This is a genomic window from Pseudolysinimonas sp., assembly GCF_057350545.1.
Window position 1 is genome coordinate 29,224 of record NZ_JBMRCP010000047.1, and the last position, 21,377, is coordinate 50,600.

Annotated in this window: 26 protein-coding genes and 1 pseudogene; 15 read left to right on the forward strand and 12 right to left on the reverse strand. The window is 68.3% G+C overall.

What is annotated here, in order from left to right; translation table 11 throughout:
• Nucleotides 1-54 precede the first annotated feature (54 nt).
• Nucleotides 55-738: a histidine phosphatase family protein gene (locus ACO1X9_RS06670; protein WP_486350036.1), complete on the forward strand. Its 684-nt coding sequence runs from the start codon at nucleotides 55-57 to the stop codon at nucleotides 736-738.
• On the opposite strand, the gene ACO1X9_RS06675 is transcribed toward ACO1X9_RS06670, so the two are convergent.
• Nucleotides 735-1,160 (reverse strand): hypothetical protein, encoded by a 426-nt coding sequence (locus tag ACO1X9_RS06675; RefSeq protein ID WP_486350037.1) that lies wholly within the window; start codon nucleotides 1,158-1,160, stop codon nucleotides 735-737. The genes ACO1X9_RS06670 and ACO1X9_RS06675 overlap by 4 nt on opposite strands.
• Nucleotides 1,161-1,223: 63 nt before the next feature.
• Between ACO1X9_RS06675 and ACO1X9_RS06680 the strand changes: the two genes are divergently transcribed.
• Nucleotides 1,224-2,882 carry an N-6 DNA methylase gene (locus tag ACO1X9_RS06680; protein ID WP_486350038.1) on the forward strand — a complete coding sequence of 553 codons (1,659 nt, stop codon included), beginning with the start codon at nucleotides 1,224-1,226 and terminating at the stop codon, nucleotides 2,880-2,882.
• Between the two features lie 92 nt (nucleotides 2,883-2,974).
• Here ACO1X9_RS06680 and ACO1X9_RS06685 read toward each other — a convergent pair whose 3' ends face one another.
• Nucleotides 2,975-3,436, reverse strand: a complete 462-nt coding sequence (locus ACO1X9_RS06685) for a hypothetical protein (protein ID WP_486350039.1) — start codon at nucleotides 3,434-3,436, stop codon at nucleotides 2,975-2,977.
• Between the two features lie 329 nt (nucleotides 3,437-3,765).
• The gene (locus tag ACO1X9_RS06690; RefSeq protein ID WP_486350040.1) at nucleotides 3,766-4,113 is read right to left on the reverse strand and encodes a hypothetical protein; all 348 of its coding nucleotides are present in this window, start codon (nucleotides 4,111-4,113) and stop codon (nucleotides 3,766-3,768) included.
• 75 nt (nucleotides 4,114-4,188) lie between these two features.
• Here ACO1X9_RS06690 and ACO1X9_RS06695 point away from each other — a divergent pair, with 75 nt between their 5' ends.
• A complete protein-coding gene (locus tag ACO1X9_RS06695) occupies nucleotides 4,189-4,407 on the forward strand; it encodes a hypothetical protein (RefSeq protein WP_486350041.1) in 219 nt (72 codons plus the stop codon).
• A gap of 164 nt (nucleotides 4,408-4,571) precedes the next feature.
• Nucleotides 4,572-4,949 (forward strand): hypothetical protein, encoded by a 378-nt coding sequence (locus ACO1X9_RS06700; RefSeq protein ID WP_486350042.1) that lies wholly within the window; start codon nucleotides 4,572-4,574, stop codon nucleotides 4,947-4,949.
• A 173-nt stretch (nucleotides 4,950-5,122) separates the two neighbouring features.
• Here the strand turns inward: ACO1X9_RS06700 and ACO1X9_RS06705 are convergent, their stop codons facing one another.
• Nucleotides 5,123-6,535: an HNH endonuclease signature motif containing protein gene (locus ACO1X9_RS06705; RefSeq protein WP_486350043.1), complete on the reverse strand. Its 1,413-nt coding sequence runs from the start codon at nucleotides 6,533-6,535 to the stop codon at nucleotides 5,123-5,125.
• Nucleotides 6,536-6,640: 105 nt separating this feature from the next.
• Here ACO1X9_RS06705 and ACO1X9_RS06710 point away from each other — a divergent pair, with 105 nt between their 5' ends.
• The gene (locus ACO1X9_RS06710) at nucleotides 6,641-7,081 is read left to right on the forward strand and encodes a cupin domain-containing protein (protein WP_486350044.1); all 441 of its coding nucleotides are present in this window, start codon (nucleotides 6,641-6,643) and stop codon (nucleotides 7,079-7,081) included.
• Nucleotides 7,082-7,131: 50 nt separating this feature from the next.
• Here ACO1X9_RS06710 and ACO1X9_RS06715 read toward each other — a convergent pair whose 3' ends face one another.
• The 5 genes from ACO1X9_RS06715 to ACO1X9_RS06735 form a co-directional block, all read right to left on the reverse strand.
• Nucleotides 7,132-7,584: a VanZ family protein gene (locus tag ACO1X9_RS06715; RefSeq protein WP_486350045.1), complete on the reverse strand. Its 453-nt coding sequence runs from the start codon at nucleotides 7,582-7,584 to the stop codon at nucleotides 7,132-7,134.
• A gap of 59 nt (nucleotides 7,585-7,643) precedes the next feature.
• Nucleotides 7,644-8,750, reverse strand: a complete 1,107-nt coding sequence (locus ACO1X9_RS06720; protein WP_486350046.1) for a DUF4192 family protein — start codon at nucleotides 8,748-8,750, stop codon at nucleotides 7,644-7,646.
• A 90-nt stretch (nucleotides 8,751-8,840) separates the two neighbouring features.
• Nucleotides 8,841-9,176 (reverse strand): type II toxin-antitoxin system PemK/MazF family toxin, encoded by a 336-nt coding sequence (locus tag ACO1X9_RS06725; RefSeq protein ID WP_486350047.1) that lies wholly within the window; start codon nucleotides 9,174-9,176, stop codon nucleotides 8,841-8,843.
• Nucleotides 9,173-9,427: a hypothetical protein gene (locus ACO1X9_RS06730; RefSeq protein ID WP_486350048.1), complete on the reverse strand. Its 255-nt coding sequence runs from the start codon at nucleotides 9,425-9,427 to the stop codon at nucleotides 9,173-9,175. Before ACO1X9_RS06730 ends, ACO1X9_RS06725 begins: the two co-directional genes overlap by 4 nt.
• Before the next feature lie 24 nt (nucleotides 9,428-9,451).
• Nucleotides 9,452-9,655 (reverse strand): hypothetical protein, encoded by a 204-nt coding sequence (locus ACO1X9_RS06735; RefSeq protein ID WP_486350049.1) that lies wholly within the window; start codon nucleotides 9,653-9,655, stop codon nucleotides 9,452-9,454.
• A 35-nt stretch (nucleotides 9,656-9,690) separates the two neighbouring features.
• Between ACO1X9_RS06735 and ACO1X9_RS06740 the strand changes: the two genes are divergently transcribed.
• The 3 genes from ACO1X9_RS06740 to ACO1X9_RS06750 are packed head-to-tail and all read left to right on the forward strand — an operon-like array spanning nucleotide 9,691 to nucleotide 14,126.
• Nucleotides 9,691-10,668, forward strand: coding sequence for a nuclease-related domain-containing protein (locus ACO1X9_RS06740; RefSeq protein ID WP_486350050.1), 978 nt, complete (start codon nucleotides 9,691-9,693; stop codon nucleotides 10,666-10,668).
• A 23-nt stretch (nucleotides 10,669-10,691) separates the two neighbouring features.
• Nucleotides 10,692-11,579 carry an HNH endonuclease gene (locus tag ACO1X9_RS06745; protein ID WP_486350051.1) on the forward strand — a complete coding sequence of 296 codons (888 nt, stop codon included), beginning with the start codon at nucleotides 10,692-10,694 and terminating at the stop codon, nucleotides 11,577-11,579.
• Nucleotides 11,580-11,591: 12 nt separating this feature from the next.
• Nucleotides 11,592-14,126, forward strand: coding sequence for a GmrSD restriction endonuclease domain-containing protein (locus tag ACO1X9_RS06750; RefSeq protein ID WP_486350052.1), 2,535 nt, complete (start codon nucleotides 11,592-11,594; stop codon nucleotides 14,124-14,126).
• Here ACO1X9_RS06750 and ACO1X9_RS06755 read toward each other — a convergent pair.
• Nucleotides 14,098-15,702, reverse strand: a complete 1,605-nt coding sequence (locus ACO1X9_RS06755) for an ABC-F family ATP-binding cassette domain-containing protein (RefSeq protein ID WP_486350053.1) — start codon at nucleotides 15,700-15,702, stop codon at nucleotides 14,098-14,100. The two genes, ACO1X9_RS06750 and ACO1X9_RS06755, sit on opposite strands and share 29 nt — an antisense overlap.
• Nucleotides 15,703-15,848: 146 nt before the next feature.
• Here ACO1X9_RS06755 and ACO1X9_RS06760 point away from each other — a divergent pair, with 146 nt between their 5' ends.
• From ACO1X9_RS06760 to ACO1X9_RS06775, 4 genes are all read left to right on the forward strand, one after another.
• Nucleotides 15,849-16,130: a type II toxin-antitoxin system RelE/ParE family toxin gene (locus ACO1X9_RS06760; protein ID WP_486350054.1), complete on the forward strand. Its 282-nt coding sequence runs from the start codon at nucleotides 15,849-15,851 to the stop codon at nucleotides 16,128-16,130.
• Nucleotides 16,131-16,141: 11 nt separating this feature from the next.
• Nucleotides 16,142-16,444 (forward strand): HigA family addiction module antitoxin, encoded by a 303-nt coding sequence (locus ACO1X9_RS06765; RefSeq protein WP_486350055.1) that lies wholly within the window; start codon nucleotides 16,142-16,144, stop codon nucleotides 16,442-16,444.
• A gap of 64 nt (nucleotides 16,445-16,508) precedes the next feature.
• Nucleotides 16,509-17,102 (forward strand): hypothetical protein, encoded by a 594-nt coding sequence (locus tag ACO1X9_RS06770; protein ID WP_486350056.1) that lies wholly within the window; start codon nucleotides 16,509-16,511, stop codon nucleotides 17,100-17,102.
• A complete protein-coding gene (locus ACO1X9_RS06775) occupies nucleotides 17,099-17,824 on the forward strand; it encodes a hypothetical protein (protein ID WP_486350057.1) in 726 nt (241 codons plus the stop codon). The genes ACO1X9_RS06770 and ACO1X9_RS06775 overlap by 4 nt, the downstream gene beginning before the upstream one ends.
• A 29-nt stretch (nucleotides 17,825-17,853) precedes the next feature.
• Here ACO1X9_RS06775 and ACO1X9_RS06780 read toward each other — a convergent pair whose 3' ends face one another.
• A complete protein-coding gene (locus tag ACO1X9_RS06780; protein WP_486350058.1) occupies nucleotides 17,854-18,282 on the reverse strand; it encodes a MerR family transcriptional regulator in 429 nt (142 codons plus the stop codon).
• A gap of 108 nt (nucleotides 18,283-18,390) precedes the next feature.
• On the opposite strand from ACO1X9_RS06780, the gene ACO1X9_RS06785 reads away from it, so the two are divergent.
• The 3 genes from ACO1X9_RS06785 to ACO1X9_RS06795 all read left to right on the forward strand — a co-directional run bounded on the left by ACO1X9_RS06785 (nucleotide 18,391) and on the right by ACO1X9_RS06795 (nucleotide 20,711).
• Complete coding sequence (locus ACO1X9_RS06785) at nucleotides 18,391-18,564, forward strand: hypothetical protein (protein WP_486350059.1); 174 nt, start codon at nucleotides 18,391-18,393, stop codon at nucleotides 18,562-18,564.
• A 23-nt stretch (nucleotides 18,565-18,587) separates the two neighbouring features.
• Nucleotides 18,588-19,463 (forward strand): hypothetical protein, encoded by an 876-nt coding sequence (locus ACO1X9_RS06790; protein ID WP_486350060.1) that lies wholly within the window; start codon nucleotides 18,588-18,590, stop codon nucleotides 19,461-19,463.
• A 216-nt stretch (nucleotides 19,464-19,679) separates the two neighbouring features.
• A complete protein-coding gene (locus ACO1X9_RS06795; RefSeq protein ID WP_486350061.1) occupies nucleotides 19,680-20,711 on the forward strand; it encodes a beta family protein in 1,032 nt (343 codons plus the stop codon).
• Nucleotides 20,712-20,757: 46 nt separating this feature from the next.
• Here ACO1X9_RS06795 and ACO1X9_RS06800 read toward each other — a convergent pair.
• A pseudogene (locus ACO1X9_RS06800) lies at nucleotides 20,758-21,249 on the reverse strand (sce7726 family protein); the annotation flags it as partial.
• Nucleotides 21,250-21,377: the final 128 nt, after the last annotated feature.

Genomic DNA, 21,377 nt, shown 5'->3' on the forward strand with positions numbered 1-21,377 from the left:
CCCGACGCTCCCCGACGCTCCCCCGTCACCTCGACCGCTTAGGCTGTGCGAGTCATGCGGATCCTGTTCATGCGCCACGGCCAGACGCCGGCCAACGTCCTCGGTGTTCTCGACACCGCCGCGCCCGGCCCCGGGTTGACCGACCTCGGCACACGCCAAGCCGAAGCGGTCGTCGGCGCTCTCGGGCACGAGTCGATCGCGGCGATCTACGTCTCGCGCCTGCGACGCACCCACGAAACCGCGGCGCCCCTCGCCGCGGCGCTCGGGCTCGAGCCGATCGAGCTCGCGGGGACGCATGAGATCGAGGCGGGCTCCTTCGAGGGACTGAGCGACCACGACTCGGTGCGGGGTTACCTGAGCACCGTGTTCGCCTGGGGTGACGGCGACCTCGGTCGCGCCATGCCCGGCGGACCCGACGGTACCGCGTTCTTCGAGCGCTTCGACGCCTCCGTCGCGGAGGTCGCGGCGGCGCATCCCGCCGACGCCACGGTCGTGATCGTCAGCCACGGAGCCGCCATCCGCATCTGGACCGGCGCGCGCGTCGCCCACCTCGGCGAGGGGTTCACGGGCGACCACCACCTCGACAACACCGGCATCGTCGGCGTCGACGGCTCCCCCGAACTCGGCTGGACGGCGCTGTCGTGGGGCGGCATCCCCGTCGGCGGCGTGCAGCTCGCCGACCCGACCGCCGACGACCCGACGGGCGAGACGCTCGACGAGGCGCTCGACGACGACTAGCCCGCCGAGAGCTCCTCGCGCCACCCCGTGAAGAGTTCGTCGGCGTGCTGCTCGAACGGGTCGTCGCTGCACGAGTCGACCCCGAACTGCGTCACCAGGTCGGTGCCCGCGTAGCGGACGGTGACCTCGGTGACCCGGTTGCCCGCGCATCCGGAGTCTTCGCCCTCCCACGTCGCCGGATCGATGCCGTACTCGACGAGCAGCGACTGGAACTCCGCGATCGCGGCCGGGTCGTCCTGCGTGTACTCGGAGTCGTCGAAGTCCTGGATTGCCTGCGACTGACGGAAGTCGACGGCGACGATCTCGTCGATCCCCGGACCCGGTGCGGGGTCGGGGTCGGGGTCGGGTGCCGGAGTCGGCGTGCAGCCGGCGAGCAGGACGAGGGATGCCGCCACGGCCAGGACGGCGAATCTGCGTGCCATGGCGCGAGCCTACGCCCGGCGCGCATCCCCGTCGGCGGACGGCGCGCGGCCTATCGTGGCGACGTGACCCGGCGACTGCTCCGCGCACGGGCCGAGCTCGTCGCCGAAGCGATCGACCGCCTCGGCATCGTGACGGTGTGGCAGTCGCTCGTCGCGGTGCACGCCGAACGGGTCGGTGCCGGGCTCGGCGACGGCGACCGCTCGCACGACAGCCGAGGCGGCGGCAGGGGCGACGCGACGGCGACGTCCGCCATCCTCGACGATCTGCCGGAACGTGACCCCGAGTGGCGCCACGACCTGCTCGACGGGCTCACCATGAGCGAACGCTCGGTGCTCTACGAGTTCTCGCTCGCGCACGCCGACCGCGACAGCCGCAAAGCCTCGGGGCAGTTCTTCACGCCGGATGACGTCGCGCGTTTCCTCGCCGCCCGCGCGGCGACCTTCCCGGACGGCACCTGGATCGACCCGTGCTGCGGTGTCGGCAACCTCTCCTACTGGCTCGCCGACGCGCAGGCCGACCCGGCATCCTTCGTCGCCTCCCGGCTCGTGCTCGTCGACCGCGACCCGCTCGCTCTGCTCATCGCCCGCGCCCTCCTCGCGACCGAGTTCGGGTTGGATGCCGCGGGCTACGCCGCCCTGTCGGCGCGATCGCGGGTCGCCGATGCCCTGACCGATGAGTTGCCCGCCTTCGACTTCGCGCTGCTCAATCCGCCCTACGTGGGCGTGCCGCGCGACGACCGGTTCGTCTCGGCCGACGCGCGCGACCTGTACGCCTACTTCCTCGAGCGGATGCTGCAGCTCGGCCGCGGACTCGTCGCGATCACCCCGGTGACGTTCACCTCCGGACCGAAGTTCGCGGCGCTGCGACGGCTGATCGTGCGCGGGCTCGAAGTGCTCGACCTGTACTGCTTCGACAATGTGCCCGACTTCGTGTTCCGCGGCGTGAAGTTCGGATCGCAGAACTCGAACCAGGTGAACTCGACACGCGCCGCGGTGATCGTGGGCCTCGCGGGCGCCACGGATGCCCCGCGTCGACACCGCATCACGCCGCTGCTGCGCTGGCGGGCCGTCGAACGCGAGCAGCTGCTCGCCGCGGCCGACGACTTCCTCGCCGAGCTCCAACCGGACGAGGCGCGGGCGTTCCCGAAGGTCGGCACGGCGCTCGTGCCGCTCTATCGGTCGCTGCTCGCGGCGGAGAGCACGGTCGGCGATCTGCTCGTGCGCGAGCCGACCCCGTACATGCTGCAGGTGCCGATCGCGCTGCGCTACTACCTCGCCGCCGTGCAGCGTCCGCTCGACCGCGACAACGTGCATCGGCTGTACTTCGCGACCGCCGACGATCGCGATCGCGCGTGGATCGTGCTCAACTCGTCGCTCGCCTACTGGTGGTGGCGGGTCTATGAGGGCGGGATCGTCGTCTCGAAGGCGCTGCTCACCTCCGTGCCGATGCCGCTCACGACCGCCCCTGCCGCGCTCGTGGCCGAGCTCGCGCGGTCGGAGGACGAGAACCTGGTGCTCAAACTGAACGCGGGCCTCGCGACGGCCAACGTCAAGCATCCGTGGCGCGTGCTGCGCGACCTCACCACCGCGGTCGCGCCGGGATACGTGGATGCCCTGCTCGCCACCCACGCGAACACGTCGCTCGGCGGGTTGGTGGATGCCGAGAGCACCCTCGCCGTCCGTCGGCGCTTCCGCGGCGCCACCGCCGCCACCACCGGTTGACTGCCCCGCGTAGCGCGCGTCTGGCGCGCAAACTCGCGGGTTGAGGAGCGCCCGGCGCAGCCGGACGCGTCTCGAAACCCAGCCCGCCCCGCCTATCCGAACAACGGCATCCCGTCGGCATCCCGGAACGCCGCGTCGATCTCGGCGATCGACGCATCCACCACTCTGCTGACGGCGCGCGCCCGGAGCCGCCCGTCTTCGTGGGGCGGGAACTCCGCCGAGCCCTCATCCCAGCTGAGCCACAGCGCGATCGGCGTGTGCTCGAGCGTGAAGCCGCGGGCGAGCGGAACATCCCGCAGTGGTGGCAGCGATTCGCGCGAGCGGCGGATCGCGCCGAATTCGAGGGCGAGCAGTCGGCGCGCATCCTCGACGCGGTCGAACGCTCCGAGCAGTTCGCGTTCGTGCTCACGCGTCGACTGTTCGACGGCGAACAACCCCTGCCGTGCGGCGATCGAGTAGCCGACGTACGTGTCGGCGACGTGGAGGAGGTCGTCGTCGCGCGGCGGGAGGAGCCTCAGCCCGAGGTCGCGGGCCCACGCGATGAGCTCCTCCATGCCCCGATCGTAGGAGCGGTGGGCGGGAGTTTCGATGGTCGACTTCCGTGCAGGTATGCCGAGGTTTCGGTGGTCGAGTGCCCGCGCAGGCGTGTCGAGGTTTCGGTGGTCGAGTACCCGCGCAGGCGTGTCGAGGTTTCGGCGGTCGAGTACCCGCGCAGGCGTGTCGAGGTTTCGGCGGTCGAGTAGCCGCGCAGGCGTGTCGAGGTTTCGGCGGTCGAGTACCCGCGCAGGCGTGTCGAGGTTTCGGCGGTCGAGTACCCGCGCAGGCGTGTCGAGGTTTCGGCGGTCGAGTAGCCGCGCAGCGGCGTGTCGAGACCCGCGCCGGCCTACTCCGCGTCGATCTGCTCGAGCAGCCGCTTGGCGGCCCGTGCGATCTCGTCGTGGTCGTACTGCGCGGCTCGCGACTCGAGCGAGATGACCGCACACCGGTGGATCTTCCGGAAGTCGCCGAACGGGAACGAGAAGCGCCCCTTCGTCTCGTCGGACTCCTGCCGATCGATGCCGAGGTGCCACGCGGCGTAGTCATTCCACCCGTCGCGTTCGATCATCCGGTTCTCGTCGTCGGCGGACGGCGCGTGTTCGCTCCAGTCGTCGCGTTCGTCGCGGACGACATCACCGGCGGCGATGAGCTTCTCGGCGTGCCGGAGTGCGTCGCGGTTGAGTTGAGTGGCCATGGATCCGGTCTACGTCGTGGCGCGGACGCGGTCAACCCCGTTCCTTTCGGGAGCATCGGGGCGTCGAATCACAGGATGAGTATTCGTGACAGTGTGCCCACGCCCGACCAGGATGCCGTCGCCGAGGGCGACACGGCCGCGACGTCGGCCGAGGTGGGGATGCCTCCCGTCTTCGACAGCGTCGGCGAGGGTCCCGATGATGCCGAGCTCGCGGCGGAGGAGGGTGTAGACCCCGACACGGGCATGCCGAACACGGCCGGCGGGGTCGGCGGGGCAGGTGCGGGAGCGGAGTAGGCCCCTGTCGCGTGTCTCGCGGACGGTCTCGGCGGCGTCGTCGCGGATTGTCTCGGCGAGGAATGGTAGCGGGGTGTACAGGCCGTGTCACCCCCGTGGCGTGACGCGCGATTTTCGCGTGGGCTGGAGTCGGGATGGTTTCCCCAGAGGCACAGGAGGTTCCCGTGGGACGACACAGTATGAACTACCAGCCGGAGGCCGGGCTCGATTCGGCCGGGCTCGATTCGGCAGCGCTCGATTCGGCAGAGCTCGACTCGAGTCGTTCGCTCGACGAGGGCTCGCTCGCCGAGGGTTCGATCGCCGAGGGTTCGATCGCCGAGGGTTCGATCGCGCCTCCGGGTGGCCCGGTCGATCCGGGCGTTCCGGGCTCGCCCGACGCGCCGAACGGTCCGTCGGCTCCTGACAACCCTTCGTTCCCTGAGCCGTCGCCGGGTTCGCCGGAGGTCACGCCGAGCGAGCCGCCGCCGTACGCCCCTGATGAAGCGGGTGACGGTTCGGTGCCGGTGCCGTCGTGGCATTCGGCGGGCGAGCAGGTGCTCTGATGGCGCGACTCACGTCGGGTGAGAGCAGCGAGCCGGATGACCCGGATGGCCTGATGAACGATCAGGAGATGCCCACCGCCGATGGCCAGATGGCGTCGAACACGTCGGAGGAGCTCACTCCGCCGTCGGCGGAGCGTTCCGACGACGAGTGACGACGAGACTACTGATGACGATCAGGTCGTGGATAACGCGGATCGCGACTTGGCCGACTGAACGGGTCGTTTGACTGGTCGCTCGCTCTGAACTGGTCGCTCACGCCTCGCCAAGTGTTCTCGCACCGCGCGTGACTTCGTGACGAGCATCGCTCCGACGTGGCGGGAGTTCGGCGGGGCTTCCAACCAGTAGTTACCGGCCCGGAGCACGATCGACCAGCCTTCGTTGTGCAATCGCAGGTGATGGTGTCGGCAGAGCAGCACACCCCGGTTGAGGTCGGTGCGCCCTCCGCGTGACCAGTGGTCGATGTGATGGGCTTCGCACCACGACGGGGGCCGGTCGCATCCGGGCCAGAGGCAGCCGCCGTCGCGCACCGCGAGAGCATCCCGCTGGCGCCGGGAGAAGAGTCGACGTTCCCGGCCGTGATCGAGCACCGTTCCGAACGCGTCGAGCGTGACCACATCGGCACCGTAGCTGCACGCCACCCGCTCGACGGTGGCGAGCGAGACGCTCTCACCCGTGCCTTCGATGACGCCGTAGCCCTGACCCGTCGCGAGTGACTCGTCGGAGACGAGGATGCGTACCCCCGGGGCTCCGGAACCCACGAGCACCTCGGGGTCGGCCGACGCCGCCTGACGCAGCAGTTCGGCGAAGGCATCCGATGCGAGTTGTTCGACCGTGCGCGGGTCGTCGGCGATCTTCGACGCGCGCTCGACCTGCTCGGGATCGACGAAGCGCGGACCGCCCCGCCGCGGCGAGGTCGCCCGGTCGTAGATCTCGTCAACGATGCCCGCGGTCTCGGGGTCGTAGTCCCAGATGAGCCGCTTCATGCCGTCGCGGAGGTCGACCCGCCGCAGCGCCCGCCGCCCGCGCAACGCCGCCTCGCGATCGCCGACCCCCTCGGCGTCGAGTTCGTCGCGCACCTCGCGCGCACGCTTGCGCAGCCGATCGGGGTCGAGCTCGCGCGCGGCGTCGCGGAGAGCATCCACGGCCACCGTCAGCACCGCCTCGTCGAGGTCGCCCGGGTCGCCGAGTCCACCGCGGATGGCATCTACGGCCTCGGTCGAGATCGACCCGGCTTCGAGCCCCTGCGCGAGCCCCGCGAACGCGCCCGGCTCGCGCGTGAGGCGACCGACGCGCACGGCGGTGGCGGCATCCCGACCCGTGACCTTCATCGTGGTGGTGAGCAGTTCTTCGACGGTGCGGGCGCCTTCGCGACGCGCGAGCCCGGACGAGCCGAGCTCGGGTCGGGACCGCTCGGAGATGACGCCGGTCGCGAGCGCGAGGTGCGTGTTGCTCAACCGGGAGACCTCGGCGACGAGCCTCGTGACCTCGACGAGTTCGACATCGGATGCCGACGCGTAGCCCGCGCGCGGGGCCTCGCGCAGCACATCGAGTGCTGCGGTCAGGCCGGCGAGGGCGGGGAGCGTCATGGGATTCATCCTTCCGGGTTCCATTCTCCCGACTCGAACAGAGTTTCGAAAGTAGAAGAAGTCGGCGGCGAGCGGCCTGTGGAGGACGAGTGCCACGATGAGGGCATGACCGAAACACAGGGATGGCAGCTGCTCGAGATCGGCGCGATCGACACCTGGCGCGCGCACTATGGCGGCTTCCGTCCGGATACCTCCCGCGACGGCCGGCGCGTCGTCGACCACGAGCTCGTGACGCAGTACATCGGGCTCACCGCGAACTCGTACGAGGCGGGTGAGGAGGCGGGCTACTGGCACTCGCACTCCGAGATCGAGGAGCTCTACGTGTTCCTCACCGGTCGCGGCGAGATGGGTCTCGACGACGACGTCGTGCCTGTCGGACCCGGCTCGGTCGTGCGCGTCGGCCAGGGCGTCGCCCGCACGTGGCGCGCAGTTTCCGACACCCCCGAACCGCTCACGTGGCTGTGCATCCGCGCCGGCGGCAACGGGGAGCTCGCCCACATGCCGTCCGACGCCCAGCGCGACCCCGACCGCCCGGCCCCCTGGTAACCAGCACCCCGAGCAACCAGACCGCTCGTGCAACCAGACCGCCCGGCTGACTACCGCGTGCGCTCGAGTGCCGGCTCCCGCATCCGCGTGACGGTGCGTCGAATGGCGACGATGATCGCCGCGACGAGCGCTCCGACAAGTGCGCCGGCAGTATTGGCGAGCAGGTCGCGCGGATCGGACACCCGCGGCGTGAACGTCTGCAGCACTTCGATGACGACCGAGATCGCCGCACCCGCGAGCACCGCGCCCACCCAGCCACCGCGCGGGAACACGAACCGCAGCAGAAACCCGATCGGCACGAACAGCAGGATGTTGGCCGCGAACTCCCGCGAGTCGAGGTTGCTCCAGGTGCCCGGGTCGAGCCACGTCGACGGCGACAGCACGTCGTAGTCGGCATCCGTCGGACCCGTGCGCCACGGGGTCGGCCCGAGGGTGAGGATGCCGACGAGCGCGAGATACGCGACGGTCGCGAGCGCGGCCGCGGCTCGGGCTGCGCGGGTCATGCTCCGATCCTGACGGGCGGATGCTCGGTGCCTCCTGGGAGGGGATCGAGAGTGTGCCGTCATTCGAGCCTCCTGAACAACCACTGCGGCAGGGCGCCCGAGTCGAACCACGTGAGCAGGAGGCTCGCCATCCGATCCCCGGGGTCGAGGGTGAGCGCACGCTCGAGCATCGAGCCCGCCGCCGAGACCGACCCGACCGCCCAGAGGAACCAGCCGAGCATCGTGAGCGGGCCCGGGCGCAGTTCGTCGGGCGCATGTGCGACGAGGGTGCGCAACATCCTGATGGCCGCCCCGAGCCGCTCCCGATCGGGCACCAGGTCGGTGCGTCCGAGGAGCAGGTCCCCTTGGACCAAGTCGGAGTCCTCACCCGCCTCAAGCTCGGCCGCCACGATCTCATCCATCGTCAGCCCGGTTTCGCGCTGCACGCGCGCCCATCTCTCGGCGTCGAGCATCGCGAGGTGGCCGACATCGCGGCCGAACGCGAACGAGAGGATGGCGGCATCCCGAGTCGCGGGCGAGGCGAAGAGCTTGAGACCGACGGCGACGAGCTCTGGGGCATCGCATGACTCGAGCAGGACTTCCAAGAACTCGACGATCGGCACCTCGTGCTCGAGGTCGTCGACATCTTCACGCCGAGGAGTGGGCTCGAGCGCGAGCAATCGGGCCACCTCGAACCGCCTCGCGGCATCGGCATCGGGAACCTCTCGATCCCGCGACCCGTCGTCATCGACCGCCCGCACCGAGATCTCGTCGAGCGGACGCCCGGCGTCGGCGTGGGAGCGATCGAGGTAGTCACCCCAACCGTCCGACGCGACGCAGCCCGCGAACCCCACGTGAAAACCGGCACGCCGCAGCCCGTCGACGGCGGCGCGTCCGAGTTCGAGGTGCGGGATGCCCCGCTCGGCCTCGAAACTGCGATCGGTGTAGACGACGACGTCGACGCGGTTGGCATCCCGGATGCGGCTCAACACGCCGAGCGCGCCGTGGACGAGGGCGCGGAGGTCGGCACGCCGCTCCCGATTCGGGAGGTCGATGCGGCAGGCGGCGGGAAACGTGCGATTGCCGCGGAACGGCACGAACACGATGCTGCGCTCGGCGCCGCCTCCCGCGAGCGTCGGCACGATCGAGAGGAACTCCGCGGCCGATGCCGCCTTGACGATCTCCATCCCGCCAGCGTCGCGACGTCCGCAGCACGGTGGGGCGCGCATCCCGGCATCTGTGGGCAGTTCGCCCGGAGACGACCCTGGGGACAGAACTCAGATGCCGAGGAACGCCCCCACCAGCGAGCGGATGCGCGCCAGGCACGCGTCGTCGACGACTCCGAGAGAGCGGTGGACGCGCCCGCGCGCGAGCGTGACGACCTGCTCGGTCATCGCCCAACTGCGCACCGGCAACGCGAGGTCGCCGCTCAGCTCGACGTGGTTGATCCAGCCGCGCTCACGCGTCGTGACCGGCACCACGATCACCAAAGAGTCGACGACATCCAGATACTCAGCCGATGCGATCACGACCGCGGGGCGCCGACCGACCTGTTCACGACCTTCCCCTGGCCCGAACGTGACCCACGCCACGTCGCCGGGAACGAGTGTCATGCGTCGCGATCGTAGCGACGGGCGTCATCGGATGCCGCGGCATCCCACAGCCGGTACTCGGCCTCCAGCTCGGCCCGCTCGGCGTGCGAGAGTCGCTCCCGTTCCGCGCGCATGCGCCGGAAGAGCTCGGCCCTCTCACGCGACTCGAACAGACCTTGGATGACGGCCGCGACGGTGCTGCCGGCATCCCGGGCTTCGGCATTGAGGCGGTCTCGCAGTTCGGAGGGCACCTTGATCGTCGTCGCGGCCATGTGGCGAGTATACCGCCGGTATACCTACGAGAAGCGCAGCCCGCAGTCGAACCCCGTGCACGCGAGCGACGGGTCGTCGTCGGCGACCATGCATCCGCCGAGCACCAACTCGCCGCGATCTGCCGCCTCGAACGCCTCGAGGGTGGGGAGCCCGCGCAGGATCGGCACCGCCCCGCTGCCGCAGCGCGGGCAGACTGCCGCGGCGCGCGTGGCGTGGGCGTCGGTCATGGCATCAGGATGCCTTCCGCCACCGTCACTCATCGGTGGCGCCCGAACGCGGGCTACCGGTGCGGCGGGCTTCGCGACACGCTGCCCGGATGGGGAATGCGGGGGCGCTGACGCGCGACCTGGTCCAGCGGGTGCCAGGTCAGTCGCTGATCGAGAAGTTGATGTCGGAGTGGGACGCTGGGCGCATCCGGGTGGGCGAACATCCCGATCAGGTGGTGATCGACGAGGATGCCCGCGGCTGGTACTGGGGCGTGCTCGGTGAGCGACGGGTCGCCGAACGGCTCTCAGCACTCGGGAGCCAATGGACGGTGCTGCACTCCGTCCCGATCGGAACGGGCACCACCGACGTCGATCACGTCGCTATCGGCCCCAGCGGTGTCTACACGATCAACACGAAGTACAGTTCCGGCGCAAAGGTTTGGGTCGCGGGCCGCGGTCTCTACGTCAACGGCACGAGCCAGGCGCAGTATCTGCGGAAGGCGATGGTCGAGCTCACTCGAGCGACGAAGCTGTTGTCAGAAGCCGCAGGCTTCGCCGTCCCTGTCTACTCGGCCGTCGTCTTCGTCGCGCCGCACTCTCTCACGACGAAGGCTCCGCCGGGATGGGATGGCGTGACGCTCGAGGTCATGCCCGACCACGAGCTCCCCGCCCTCGCGACTCGTCGTCGTGAGATGAGCGACGAGCAGCTCACGCGGGTGCGCGATGTCGCGCTTCTGCCGGGGACTTGGCACCGCACCCCAAGGGACACCCAGCCGGGTGATCACTTTGCGAAAGAGTTCGACGCTCTGCACGCGGCCGTCGGCCCAGGCCTCGAGGTCACGCGGGAGGTGACCACAACACGTCCCGTCGTTCGGCGGGCCTCCGTGGCACGCACACGCAACCGCACGACGAGCAGGACGCCGCGGCGCGGTCTCGGCGAACGTCTGGTGGTCGGATGCCTGGGAGCCATCGCTGTTCCGGTGCTCGGCTATCTTGCACTCACGTGGGCGGTGCAGATCCTGCTGCAGCGCTGACCCAGGGGCTGCTAGAAAGAGCCATGGCTCTCGACCCGACGGAGCAGGCACGCCTGCGTCTCGAGGCGTTTGCCGAACTCGAGCTCCTGATCGAGAGCCGCGGCGGATTCGCCACCCGTGCCGAGCTGACGGACTTCACCCTCGAGGGAAAGTCGTTCCCGCTCATCGATCGCAACCGCGGCATCCGGAACCCTGCGGAGTTCGACGCCACGCTGTCTGTGGTCAGTTCGCCTGAAGGCCCGTACGACGACCACATCGGCGCCGACGGCCTGCTTCGCTACGCGTTCCGCGCCGGAGATCCGCTGAGCGGGGACAACCGCAAACTGCGTGCCGCGATGGAGCAGCACGTTCCGATCATCCTGTTCCGCAAACCGCTCCCTAACGTCTACGTGCCGATCGCGCCCGCCTACGTGATCGACGAGGATCGCGCCGCCGGCCATGTGCTCATCGCGACCAACGAGGCGGCCATCCGCCCGTACGAGTCACCACAGGCCCTCATCGACAAGCGCTACCTCAGCCGTCTCATCCAGCAACGCGTGCATCAGCCGGTGTTTCGGGCGCAGGTGATGGTCGCGTACGAGCGCACCTGCGCGATCTGCAGGCTGAAGCACCCGGAGATGCTGGATGCGGCGCACATCATCGCGGACCGCGACGAGCAGGGAGTCGCGCACGTCTCGAACGGCCTCTCGCTCTGCAAGATCCATCACGCCGCCTACGACAACGACGTACTCGGGATCGACCCCGACTATCGGGTCCACATCGACGCCGACATCCTGCGGGAAGTCGACGGGCCGATGCTGAAGCACGGCATTCAGGAGATGGACGGTGCAATCCTTCGCCTGCCGACCCGTACCGCCGACCACCCGAACCGCGATGCTCTCGCGGTTCGATTCGCTTCCTTTCAGGGCTAGGAGCACTACAACATGGATGTTGCTGAACTTCGACTGCGCGCAGTTCTCGGCGGTGACCACCGGTACCGCGTGCCTCTCTATCAGCGCCCGTACTCTTGGACCGAAAAGCAGCTGTCTCGTCTCTGGCTCGATCTCACGAGCGTCACGGAACAGCTCGCGCGCAACCAGAAAGCGACCCACTTCACCGGGTCGCTCGTGCTCGATCTCGGCCGAGCCGGGCCGGGGCTGAACGAGTACCTGGTCGTCGACGGGCAGCAGCGTCTCACGACCCTCTCGATTCTCCTCTGCGCGATTCGCGACCACTTCGCTGAACACGAGCCTGACCAGCCAGGCAAGCGGGAGCTCATTCACGAAAAGTACTTGGTCGACAAATTCCAGCAAGGCGACGACCGACTGAAGCTCCTTCCGACCCAGGCCGACCGGAGCGACTACCGCGCTCTGATCGACGGCACCGGCGACGGCGATCCGTTGTCACGAGTGACAACGGCCTATCGATACTTCCGACTGCAGCTCGATCTCGCTGACGACCCCGAGGACCCGCACGACATCGACCGCATCCTCGAAGCTGTGCTCGGCGCACTCGCATTCGTCAGCATCACGGCTCGCGGCGACGACAACGTCTACCGGATCTTCGAGTCGCTGAACAACACCGGAATGAAGCTCACCCAGGGCGATTTGCTGCGGAATTACATCTTTATGCGGCTGAGCGCGCGAGGCGAAGAGGCCTACAGCACTTGGTGGCTCCCGATGCAAGATCGGCTGTCGCAGTCCGACCTCGAGACCTTGTTCTGGATGGACCTCGTCGTGACCGACTCCGAAGTCAAGCAAGGCGACATCTACTCGGCGCAGCAAGACCGGATGCACGAGATGTCCGCCGATCAGGTCTTCGAGGAGGTGAAGAGATTCGCCGGGCTCTCTCGACTGCTCGAGGGGATGCGCCACCCCGAACGCCTCACGCAATTCGGGTCGCTCGTTCCCCGCAGACTCGCCCACCTCAATGCATGGGGTGCGGGGGCGGCCGACTCGCTGGTCCTCAACCTGCTCGCGCGGACAGAGTCCAAAGCGATCTCCGTCACCGAACTGGAAGCCTGTCTCGCGATCCTCGAATCCTTCCTGGTGCGCCGGCTGGTCATCGGAGCGTCGTCGACCGCGCTGTCGCGCATCCTGCTGCGTGCCTCGTCGGATATGAAGCCGGAGCTCCCAATTGCCGAGGCACTATCTCTCTACTTGTCGACTGGTCGGAAGTTCTTCGCCTCGGACGACCAGATTCGCGAAGCCGCGATCACGAAACCGCTCTATTACGTCGGTAAACCCCATCAGAAGAAACTCCTGCTCCAGTGGCTTGAGGACACGTACGAGAGCAAAGAGCCGATCGACCTCACCAAGGCGACGATCGAGCACGTTCTCCCGCAGACCTTGACCGACGACTGGCGCGACGCACTTGCGCAAGACGCCAACTCGGATCAGTCGGCCGAGAGCATTCACGAAGAGATCGTCCATACTCTGGGCAATCTGACGCTCTCCGCGTACAACTCCGAACTGAGCAACCGCGACTTCTCGGAGAAGCGAGCCAGACTGCAGGAGAGCGGAATCCGCATGAACGGCGCCATCGCCGCTAAGGAGCGTTGGGGTCGTCCAGAGATCGAGGAACGCGGCCGCGAGCTTGCTGAGCGGATCATCTCGACGTGGGTCGCTCCGTCGCAGACGACCGATGTCGTCGAGACCGGCGCGACCTGGGCACTCGTCCGCGAGGCGGTCGAAGCGGTGCCCGCCGGGCGCTGGACGACCTACGGCGACCTGGCTGCTCTCGCGTCCACGTACCCGCAGCCAGTCGCAGCCTTCGTCTCCCGCGCTCCGATAGTGGGTGCCTGGCGCGTGATGCGCGCGGGCGGGATGATCGCCGAGGGATTCCGATGGGGTCCGGGGTCCGAACACGCGTCGCTCACGCCGCGTCAGGTTCTTGAGGCAGAGGGGCTTCGCTTCGATAACGATGGACACGCCGATCCCGACCGACGTGTGTCGTCACTCGAGCTCGCCGAGATGCTCGGCATCGAGCTCGACATGGACGATGACTTCGATCCGAGCGCTGACGAAAGCAGTGACGACTACAACCGATTCGTCGCGCAGCTGGCAGACGCACAGTCGGCCACGTCGGTGCACGGGATGCTGGGGCTGATCCGGTTCTGGAAGTCCATCGGCGGCGAACTCGGTTTCGGGCAGCAAGCGGAGACATCGTGCTTCTTCATGGCGCGCCGCGGTAAACGTCACCTCGGCGGCAACGGTATTTGGCCCTTCACGGTGTACCCGAAGGCCGGAACCATCGAGGTGGTATTCCAGTACCTCAAGGATCGGCCCCCCTTCGATCGACTCGAGCTGCGGCAGGAACTGCGCACCCGCCTCAATCGAATCGATGGCATCGATATCGGTGAGGACCGGCTACATCTGCGCCCGAGCTTCCGTGTTTCGGTGCTCGAGTCCGAGGCGGGCCAGGATGCCGTGGCCGACGTACTCCGGTTCTTCATGGACCAGGTGCGCGCGACTGACTGAGCGTTACCGCGCGGCCGACCCAACGCCGGCGCAACCACCGATCGTGCGACGCCACCACCACAGCACCCGGGTACGACCCCAACGCCTCCTCCAACTCCCCCGCCAGCGCCAACGACAGGTGGTTGCTCGGCTCATCCAACAGAAACAGATGAGGCGGATTCGCAATCACCGCAGCAAGCGCCAACCGCCGCTGCTGCCCCACCGACAGCGCCCCCACCGCCCGGTCGAGCTGCGCCGCCGGCAGCAGCCCGAGCTCCGACAACGGCACGAGCTCCGCCCGTCGCGCCCCGACGGCATCCTGATACACAGAGCGAGCCGAGCGAGAAGGATCCGCGAACCGCACATCCTGCCGCAACATCCCGACGCGCAACCCACGCCGCCGCTCCGCAGAACCCAGCTCCCCCGCGAGCACGGCGAGCAGCGTCGACTTCCCCGCCCCGTTGGGCCCGGTGACGAGCACCCGATCCCGCGCCGTGACGGTCAGACGCGACAGAGTCAACCGCCCCGGCACCACCACATCCCGAAGATCGACGAGCACCTCCGAGGCATCCAGCGCAGTAGCCCCAGACGGGATGCCGCCGAAGCTCAGCACCGACGGCGGCTTCCGCACCGCGGACTCTTCAAGCACCGACAGACGCCGTTCGGCATCCCGAACCCGCCGCGAGACCGCCGACTCGACGCGCGCGCCCTTGAAGTTGTGGATGAACTTGTCGTTGTCGGTGGGCCCGCGCCCGGGCGCGATCGATCGGGCCTTCGTCGAGGCCACCAAAGACAGCCGCGCCATCTCATCCTGCTCCGACCGGAACTGCTGCTCCCACCGCTCCCGCTCTCGCGCCTTCGCGGCGAGGTAGTCGGTGAACGTGCCGCCGTACCGCGTCGCGGTGCGCGACCGGTCGGGATCGAGGTCGACGAGCTCGGTCGCCACCTCGTCGAGGAACGCCCGGTCGTGGCTCGCGAACAGCACCGGCCCGCGCCATCGCTTGAGCTGCTTGACCAGGTACGCGACCGCGGCGTCGTCGAGGTGGTTGGTCGGCTCGTCGAGTATCAGCGCATCCGGCCGGCTGAGCAGCAGCCCGGCGAGCGCGACCCGGCTGCGCTGTCCGCCCGAGATCGTGCCGACACGCGTGCCCAGGCCGAGATTGTGGATGCCGAGTGCCGCGAGAATCTCGACGCGGCGAGTATCCAACATCCACAGTTCCGCCCGCTCGGCCGCCTCGAGGGCGCGCTCGTAGCGGCGCTGGTCTTTGCGGACGTTCGCGGCGGCATCCTCGAGTTCGCGCTCGATCTCGCGCAGTTCGGCGGTGTACTCGTCGAGCAGTTCGCCGATGGTGGCGCTCGCGTCGACGGGGGCCTCCTGCCAGAGGAAGCCCATGCGCACGGGTCGCCGGATCGAACCGTCGTCGGGCTCTTCGACACCGGCGAGGATGCGCAGCAGCGTCGACTTGCCGACGCCGTTCTCGCCGATGAGTCCCGTGCGGGCGCCGGGCGGCACGGTGATGTCGACGGCGTTCAGAATGCGGCGGTCGCCGTAGGAGCGGTCGATGCCGCGCGCGACGATGGGTTGGAGAGTAGACAAGAGAGCACCGGATCTCGGGTTCGAGACGACTCCCGCCGGGCTGGGCCTCGGACGCGGGACTTCGGGGTGCTCAGGAAATCATGGCGGGAGCGAGAGTAGCACGACCGGCGATTGCTATTAGTAACGCTGCGCGTTACTATTGGCGAGTGATCCACGAGTTCGCCGATCGGGACACCGAACGCGTCTGGCGACGAGAGCGCGTGAAGCGGTTCGGCCCTGACCTTCAGCGGATCGCGAATCGGAAGCTGCTCATGCTCGACGCCGCCGACGCCGTCAACGACCTGAGGATCCCGCCCGGAAATCGCCTCGAACAGCTCTCGGGCGACCGGAAGGGCCAGCACAGCATCCGCATCAACGACCAGTGGAGGATCTGCTTCATCTGGACAGATGCCGGACCGACAGACGTTCAGATCACCGACTACCACTAGGAGAAGAAGCGATGAGCATCGACCAGGCGCATGCGCCGATTCACCCTGGAGAAATCCTGCTTGAAGAGTTTCTCGCGCCGCTCAAGATCACGCAGTACCGACTGGCGGCGACGATCGGCGTTCCCGCTCGGCGCATCAACGAGATCGTGCACGGCAAGCGCAGCATCACGCCCGACACCGCCCTGCGCCTCTCGCGCGCGTTCGGCACGTCCGACCGGTTCTGGCTCAACCTTCAGAACCGCTACGACTTGGATGTCGCCCTCCTCGGCCATGAGGCGGAGCTCGACCGCATCCCGTCACTGATCTCCGCTTGACCGGATGCCGGCGGCGCGAGCCGATCAGTTGACGTATATGGTCGCCTGCGCGACCATATACGTCATGGACACGATCACGCGCGACGCGGCGACGCAGCTCGGCGTGAGTCAGCGCCAAGTGCAGCGCCTCGCCCGCGACGGGCGTCTCCTCAGCCGCGACGTCGCCGGACGCCGGGTCGTCGCAAGCCGCTCCCTCATGGCGGCGAGCCGTTCCGCCGGACGCGGGCGGTCGTGGGAGGGCCACACCGTCATCGCGGCGTGCGAGCTCCTGCTCACCGGTGCCACCGATCGGATGTCGGGCAGCCAGCTCAGCCGCCTGCGTGCACGCCTTCGCACGATCTCGATCTCCGACCTCGCCTACCAGGTGCTCAGCGATCGGGTGACCCTCTGGCGGAGCACCCGCCCGGCATCCCGCGACAGTGAGTCCGACGGGCTCACCTCCACCGGGCAGCGACTCGACGTGAAGGTGACGAAGGATGCCGCCGCTTTCGCCCGCCGAGCCCGCCTTCTCGCGGATGCCGACGGCGACACTCTCATCGTCGAGCTCGAACTGGATGCCAGGGCGGTCGTCGAAGACCTCGCCCTCTATGCCTACGGTGACGAGCGCACGAGCGTGCTCGCGCGGCAACGAATCGAGCGGCTGCAGTCGGAGTTGTGAGCGAGCATCTGCAGGTCGAGGAGCCCGACGGCGGATGGCGGGAGCCCTGGCCGCGCGTGTTCGAAATCGCCGGCACACTCCCCCTCGAGCGTTGGGCACTCGTCGGCGGACTCATGGTGCAGACTCACGCGCTCGCCGCGCAGATCGAGACGACGCGGGTGACCCTGGACGTCGACGCGACGGTGCGTATCGAGGCGGGCATCTTCACCTACGCCGAAGCCGCCGCCGCGCTCATCCAGCTCGGCTACGCCCTCGACCGCTCGACCCGGCTGGCCTATCGCTTCACCCGCGGACCCGACGTCGTCGACCTCATGGTGGCCGACCATGAGCGTCCGTCGCCGCGGCACGCTCGCCGGGAAGTCATGCCGGTCACCGGCGGCAAGCAGGCGCTCGATCGACTCCAACTCGCGGTCTTCCAGTCGGATGCGTCGCAGGTGCAGGTTCCGATTCCGAATCTGCACGGCGCCCTCGTGCTCAAGGCGGCCGCCCATCTCGCGGACTCTCGTGACCGCGGCCGACACCTGCTCGACGCCGTCACCCTGCTCGCCTGCATCGTGGATGGCGGGGCGATCATCGAGCAGCTGCGCGGCTCCGATCGTTCGCGACTGCGTCACCTCGTCCGCGCTCTCGACGAGCACCCGTTGGTGGTGGCCCAAGCGCCGTCCGACACGGCCACGCTCGCGCGGCGCACTCTCTACGAGTTGCGCGACGGCGGGCTCTGACCCCGCCTCAGTCGAGGATCCCGCGCAGCTCAGCGCTCAGCCCGCGACGCCGCGATCACATCCTCCGGCGTGATGTCCCGCGCCGCGATGACCCCGCCGTAGTACTCGATCTTGCTGTTGAGGTGCGCGAGATGCTCGACATCCTGCGCCATCCGCTCGACCAGCGCCGACCGGTACGCGGTGAGCACCTCCACCCGCTGCGGGATCGTGTGGTCTCCCGCCCAGGTGAGCCGCACGAACTCTTTCACCTCGCGGATCGGCATCCCGGTCGAACGCAGGAGCTGCAGCATCCGCACCCACCCGAGGTCGTCGTCGCTGTAGCGCCGGTGTCCGCTCGTGGCTTTCGCGACCGCCGGCAGCAGCCCTTCACGCTCGTAATACCGCAGCGTGTGCTTGCTCAGCCCCGTGCGGGCCGCCGCTTCGTCGATCGTGTAGCCGCCCGTGTGTTGCCCGTCCATCCCGACACCGTACGACTTCGAGCGCGCTCGAACACCAGGGGTGGGATGCGGGGTTTGACTTCGCGCGCACTCTCACTTCTACCGTCGCCGCAGAAGGAAGGAAACAGGATGCCTCACATCGAGATCTACCAGGATGCCTACCCCGAGCAGCTGCTCGCGGCGATGCGCGACGAGCTCCGTCGCGCGGAGCGGGTGGAGGCCACACGCGCCGAGGCGGCGGAGCGTCGGCGAGCACGCAGAGCCGCCCTCCGCGCCCGCCTCACGAGGTGGCTGGTGCGCTGAGGCGAGGCGGATAGCATCCACCCATGAGCGAGGATGCCTACCTCCTCCGTCGCCCGGAGGCTTGGCGCAAGGCCCAAGCCTTCGGGCGCGGCACCCTCATCTACGGGCTGGTGCTGATCGCGTTCGGGGTGGGCATCGGCATCCTGGTGCTCGTCAGGGAACCCACCGCGCACGCCCCGCTGTTCGCGGTCGCGTCGGGCGGCGGGATGCTCGCGTGGGGTCTCGTGCTCATCGGACTCGCGGTCCCACCTCATCCGCACCCGCCCGTGCTGGTGAACGCCGTCGCCGTCACCCCCACGAGCGAGCCGCTGCCCGACGACTGGGTGCACCTGTTCCGCCGCCGCCGCATGGGTCGCACCTTCGCCCTCGGCCTCGGCGCCCTCTCCCTCTACATGCTCGCGATCGTCGTCGTCACCGTGTGGCTCGTCATCGACGGCACCGAGGATGCCGGCCTGCTGCTGTTCCTCGGAATCCCCGTGCTCTCCGCCGTCGTCTGGGGCATCTACGCCCTGCGGGAGGCTCGGTCGCGCCGACGACTGTCGACCTTCGGACGCGCGCCGACCGGATTCACGCTCGGGGCATCCGGGGTGACAATGCTCGAGCCCCATGCGACGCGGCACATCCCGTGGGGTGATGTGTCGCACGTCGTTGCGACGAACGCGCGCACACGGGGTGGGAAGTCGCCGCTGCATCCGATCGTGCAGCTCGTGCTGAGGGCTGAGATGGTCACGCTACAGATGAACCAGCATGTGGCGAGTCCGGCGGTCGTGTACACGGCTCTTGCGACGGCCGTGGAGGATGCGGGGTTCCGGAGTCTGCTGGGCGACTCGCGGGGGCAGGACGTGCTCGAGCGGTGGGCTCGGGATGCCGTGGCGCCTATCGCGGTGGGGCGCGGCTGAGCGGCGGGTCAGGCCGACGGGCGCCCCGCGCGCCGCTGAATGGCACCGAAGACGATCGTGCCGAAGAACAGCACGATGCCTCCGTGACCGAACAAGTCTGTGAGTTTCCCGTGAAGGGTCGCCGCGCCGCCGTAGGTCTTCGACCTGTCCGCCTATAGGAGGACACTTGACGTCCCCCGGGCCGATCAGGGACGGCCGCCACCGAAGGAGCATCAGATGGTTTTCCCCAGCACTCCAGTACCCGTAGACGCGTACGCGCCGATCCTAAAATCCAAGATGGCCGAACTCGGCGCACTGGAGAGTTGTGTCTCCGACCGACTCGTTCCGCTCGTCGAGATCATCGCGCCGAAGGCAGCCAGTCGCTCAATCGAACGCGCATGGCCCCGTGCCGCCGACGTTATCTGGCTCCACTCGCTGAACTTCGATGACGAGGAGGAGCTTGCGTTCGCGTCCGGCATCGAGACCCTCTTTGGGGAACTGCGAGGCAAGGTTCTCGCAGTTCCCGTGATCACGGTCAGCGAAGGCCCCGACTCCCTCGCTTGCGTCAAGCGGGTCATCGATGCCGACGGTCGCGGCGTGGTTCTGCGCCTCGATGTCGAGGAAATTCTGGACGATACCATCGACACCAGCGCGAGCATCCGCGCAACTCTAGATGCCCTCGACCTGGAGCCCACCCATGTCGACATCGTCGTCGACGCCGGCCTCCTTGAAGGGCCGCACAACGTGCAGGCCGCGGTTGCGGAACAGTGCGTAGGTGCGCTTCCCGGCTTGCGCGACTGGCGGACCGTCGTGGTCGCGTTCTCAGGATTCCCATCCCCGCTTTCGGAAGTCGTTCCGGTCAGCACCGTCCGTACAATCCCGCGAGCGGACGCCGCAGCGTTCGCGATTACGCGCCGCCGCGTGACGGATCGTGCGCTCGTGTTCGGTGACTACACCCTCGGCACGCCAGGCTATGACTCCGTTCCGTTCACGCCAATCCCGAACATCCGGTACGCGTCAGATGGCGATTGGGTTATCCACCGCGCCTCACAGCGCAAGGGGCCCGCCGCCCAGTTCCGCGCCCTGGCCACCGCCCTGGTCGCGGCGCCGTACTTTTCAGGTGCTGCTTTTAGCCCCGGGGACCGGCAGATCGCGGACGTTGCGGGCGGAGCCTCCGGGCCAGGAAACCCGACGACACACTTGCGCGCTGGAATCTCGCGTCATGTGCACGTGGTGCTTGAGCGACTCGCCACCCTTGGCGCGCCGTAATCGCCTCAACGACGATCTGATTCAGCTCCACCATGTCGGTTCGCGCGATCAGGCGTTCTTCGAGCCACTCCCGCGGCTTAGATCTGATCCCGGCTGCGGCCCCGCGCGCATCGAGGGCGCGGAGGATCTCATCCCGCAACAGCAGGGTGGCCAGTGCCTGCGCCTTCACCGATCGAAGCTCGCGAGCACGCCGCACTTGCTGGTAGGCGAGCCGATCATCTGCGTCCCGACTCACAACGGCCAGTCCCCACCCTGGTAGCAGCATGTCGCGTGCCCGTCTGAGATGTTTTGGAGTGACCACGAGTGTGCAATGGCTGAAGACCCCGCTGAATACGTCCATCTGCCGCGGCAGTCGATACAGCGAGTCGAGGTCGCCCTTCAGTTCGTAACCTGCAAGGCCCCCAGCAACGTGCAGCAAGTCGATGCGACCAGCCTCGCCGACGGTGAACTCATCGAGGACAAGCGAGTCGCCGTCGTACGAATCAGCCAAGACAGACCTGACCGCCTGGCGGAGATCGGGATCCGTCACCAGTGTCACGCCCTGATACTAAGGCCGACCCTGGTGGTCAACGAGCTGATGCTGACGACGTGCGCACCGGCTCCGCCCCTGCGGCAGGGCCGCACGTCCGACTCAGACTCGGCGCCTGCCCCTAAACGCTCCCCGTC

Coding starts and splice junctions, on each gene's coding strand:
- ACO1X9_RS06670 (WP_486350036.1), top strand. CDS start 55: ATGCGGATCCTGTTCATGCGCCACGGCCAGACGCCGGCCAACGTCCTC.
- ACO1X9_RS06675 (WP_486350037.1), bottom strand. CDS start 1,160: ATGGCACGCAGATTCGCCGTCCTGGCCGTGGCGGCATCCCTCGTCCTG.
- ACO1X9_RS06685 (WP_486350039.1), bottom strand. CDS start 3,436: ATGGAGGAGCTCATCGCGTGGGCCCGCGACCTCGGGCTGAGGCTCCTC.
- ACO1X9_RS06690 (WP_486350040.1), bottom strand. CDS start 4,113: ATGGCCACTCAACTCAACCGCGACGCACTCCGGCACGCCGAGAAGCTC.
- ACO1X9_RS06695 (WP_486350041.1), top strand. CDS start 4,189: ATGAGTATTCGTGACAGTGTGCCCACGCCCGACCAGGATGCCGTCGCC.
- ACO1X9_RS06705 (WP_486350043.1), bottom strand. CDS start 6,535: ATGACGCTCCCCGCCCTCGCCGGCCTGACCGCAGCACTCGATGTGCTG.
- ACO1X9_RS06710 (WP_486350044.1), top strand. CDS start 6,641: ATGACCGAAACACAGGGATGGCAGCTGCTCGAGATCGGCGCGATCGAC.
- ACO1X9_RS06715 (WP_486350045.1), bottom strand. CDS start 7,584: ATGACCCGCGCAGCCCGAGCCGCGGCCGCGCTCGCGACCGTCGCGTAT.
- ACO1X9_RS06720 (WP_486350046.1), bottom strand. CDS start 8,750: ATGGAGATCGTCAAGGCGGCATCGGCCGCGGAGTTCCTCTCGATCGTG.
- ACO1X9_RS06725 (WP_486350047.1), bottom strand. CDS start 9,176: ATGACACTCGTTCCCGGCGACGTGGCGTGGGTCACGTTCGGGCCAGGG.
- ACO1X9_RS06730 (WP_486350048.1), bottom strand. CDS start 9,427: ATGGCCGCGACGACGATCAAGGTGCCCTCCGAACTGCGAGACCGCCTC.
- ACO1X9_RS06735 (WP_486350049.1), bottom strand. CDS start 9,655: ATGACCGACGCCCACGCCACGCGCGCCGCGGCAGTCTGCCCGCGCTGC.
- ACO1X9_RS06745 (WP_486350051.1), top strand. CDS start 10,692: ATGGCTCTCGACCCGACGGAGCAGGCACGCCTGCGTCTCGAGGCGTTT.
- ACO1X9_RS06750 (WP_486350052.1), top strand. CDS start 11,592: ATGGATGTTGCTGAACTTCGACTGCGCGCAGTTCTCGGCGGTGACCAC.
- ACO1X9_RS06765 (WP_486350055.1), top strand. CDS start 16,142: ATGAGCATCGACCAGGCGCATGCGCCGATTCACCCTGGAGAAATCCTG.
- ACO1X9_RS06770 (WP_486350056.1), top strand. CDS start 16,509: ATGGACACGATCACGCGCGACGCGGCGACGCAGCTCGGCGTGAGTCAG.
- ACO1X9_RS06780 (WP_486350058.1), bottom strand. CDS start 18,282: ATGGACGGGCAACACACGGGCGGCTACACGATCGACGAAGCGGCGGCC.
- ACO1X9_RS06785 (WP_486350059.1), top strand. CDS start 18,391: ATGCCTCACATCGAGATCTACCAGGATGCCTACCCCGAGCAGCTGCTC.
- ACO1X9_RS06790 (WP_486350060.1), top strand. CDS start 18,588: ATGAGCGAGGATGCCTACCTCCTCCGTCGCCCGGAGGCTTGGCGCAAG.
- ACO1X9_RS06795 (WP_486350061.1), top strand. CDS start 19,680: ATGGTTTTCCCCAGCACTCCAGTACCCGTAGACGCGTACGCGCCGATC.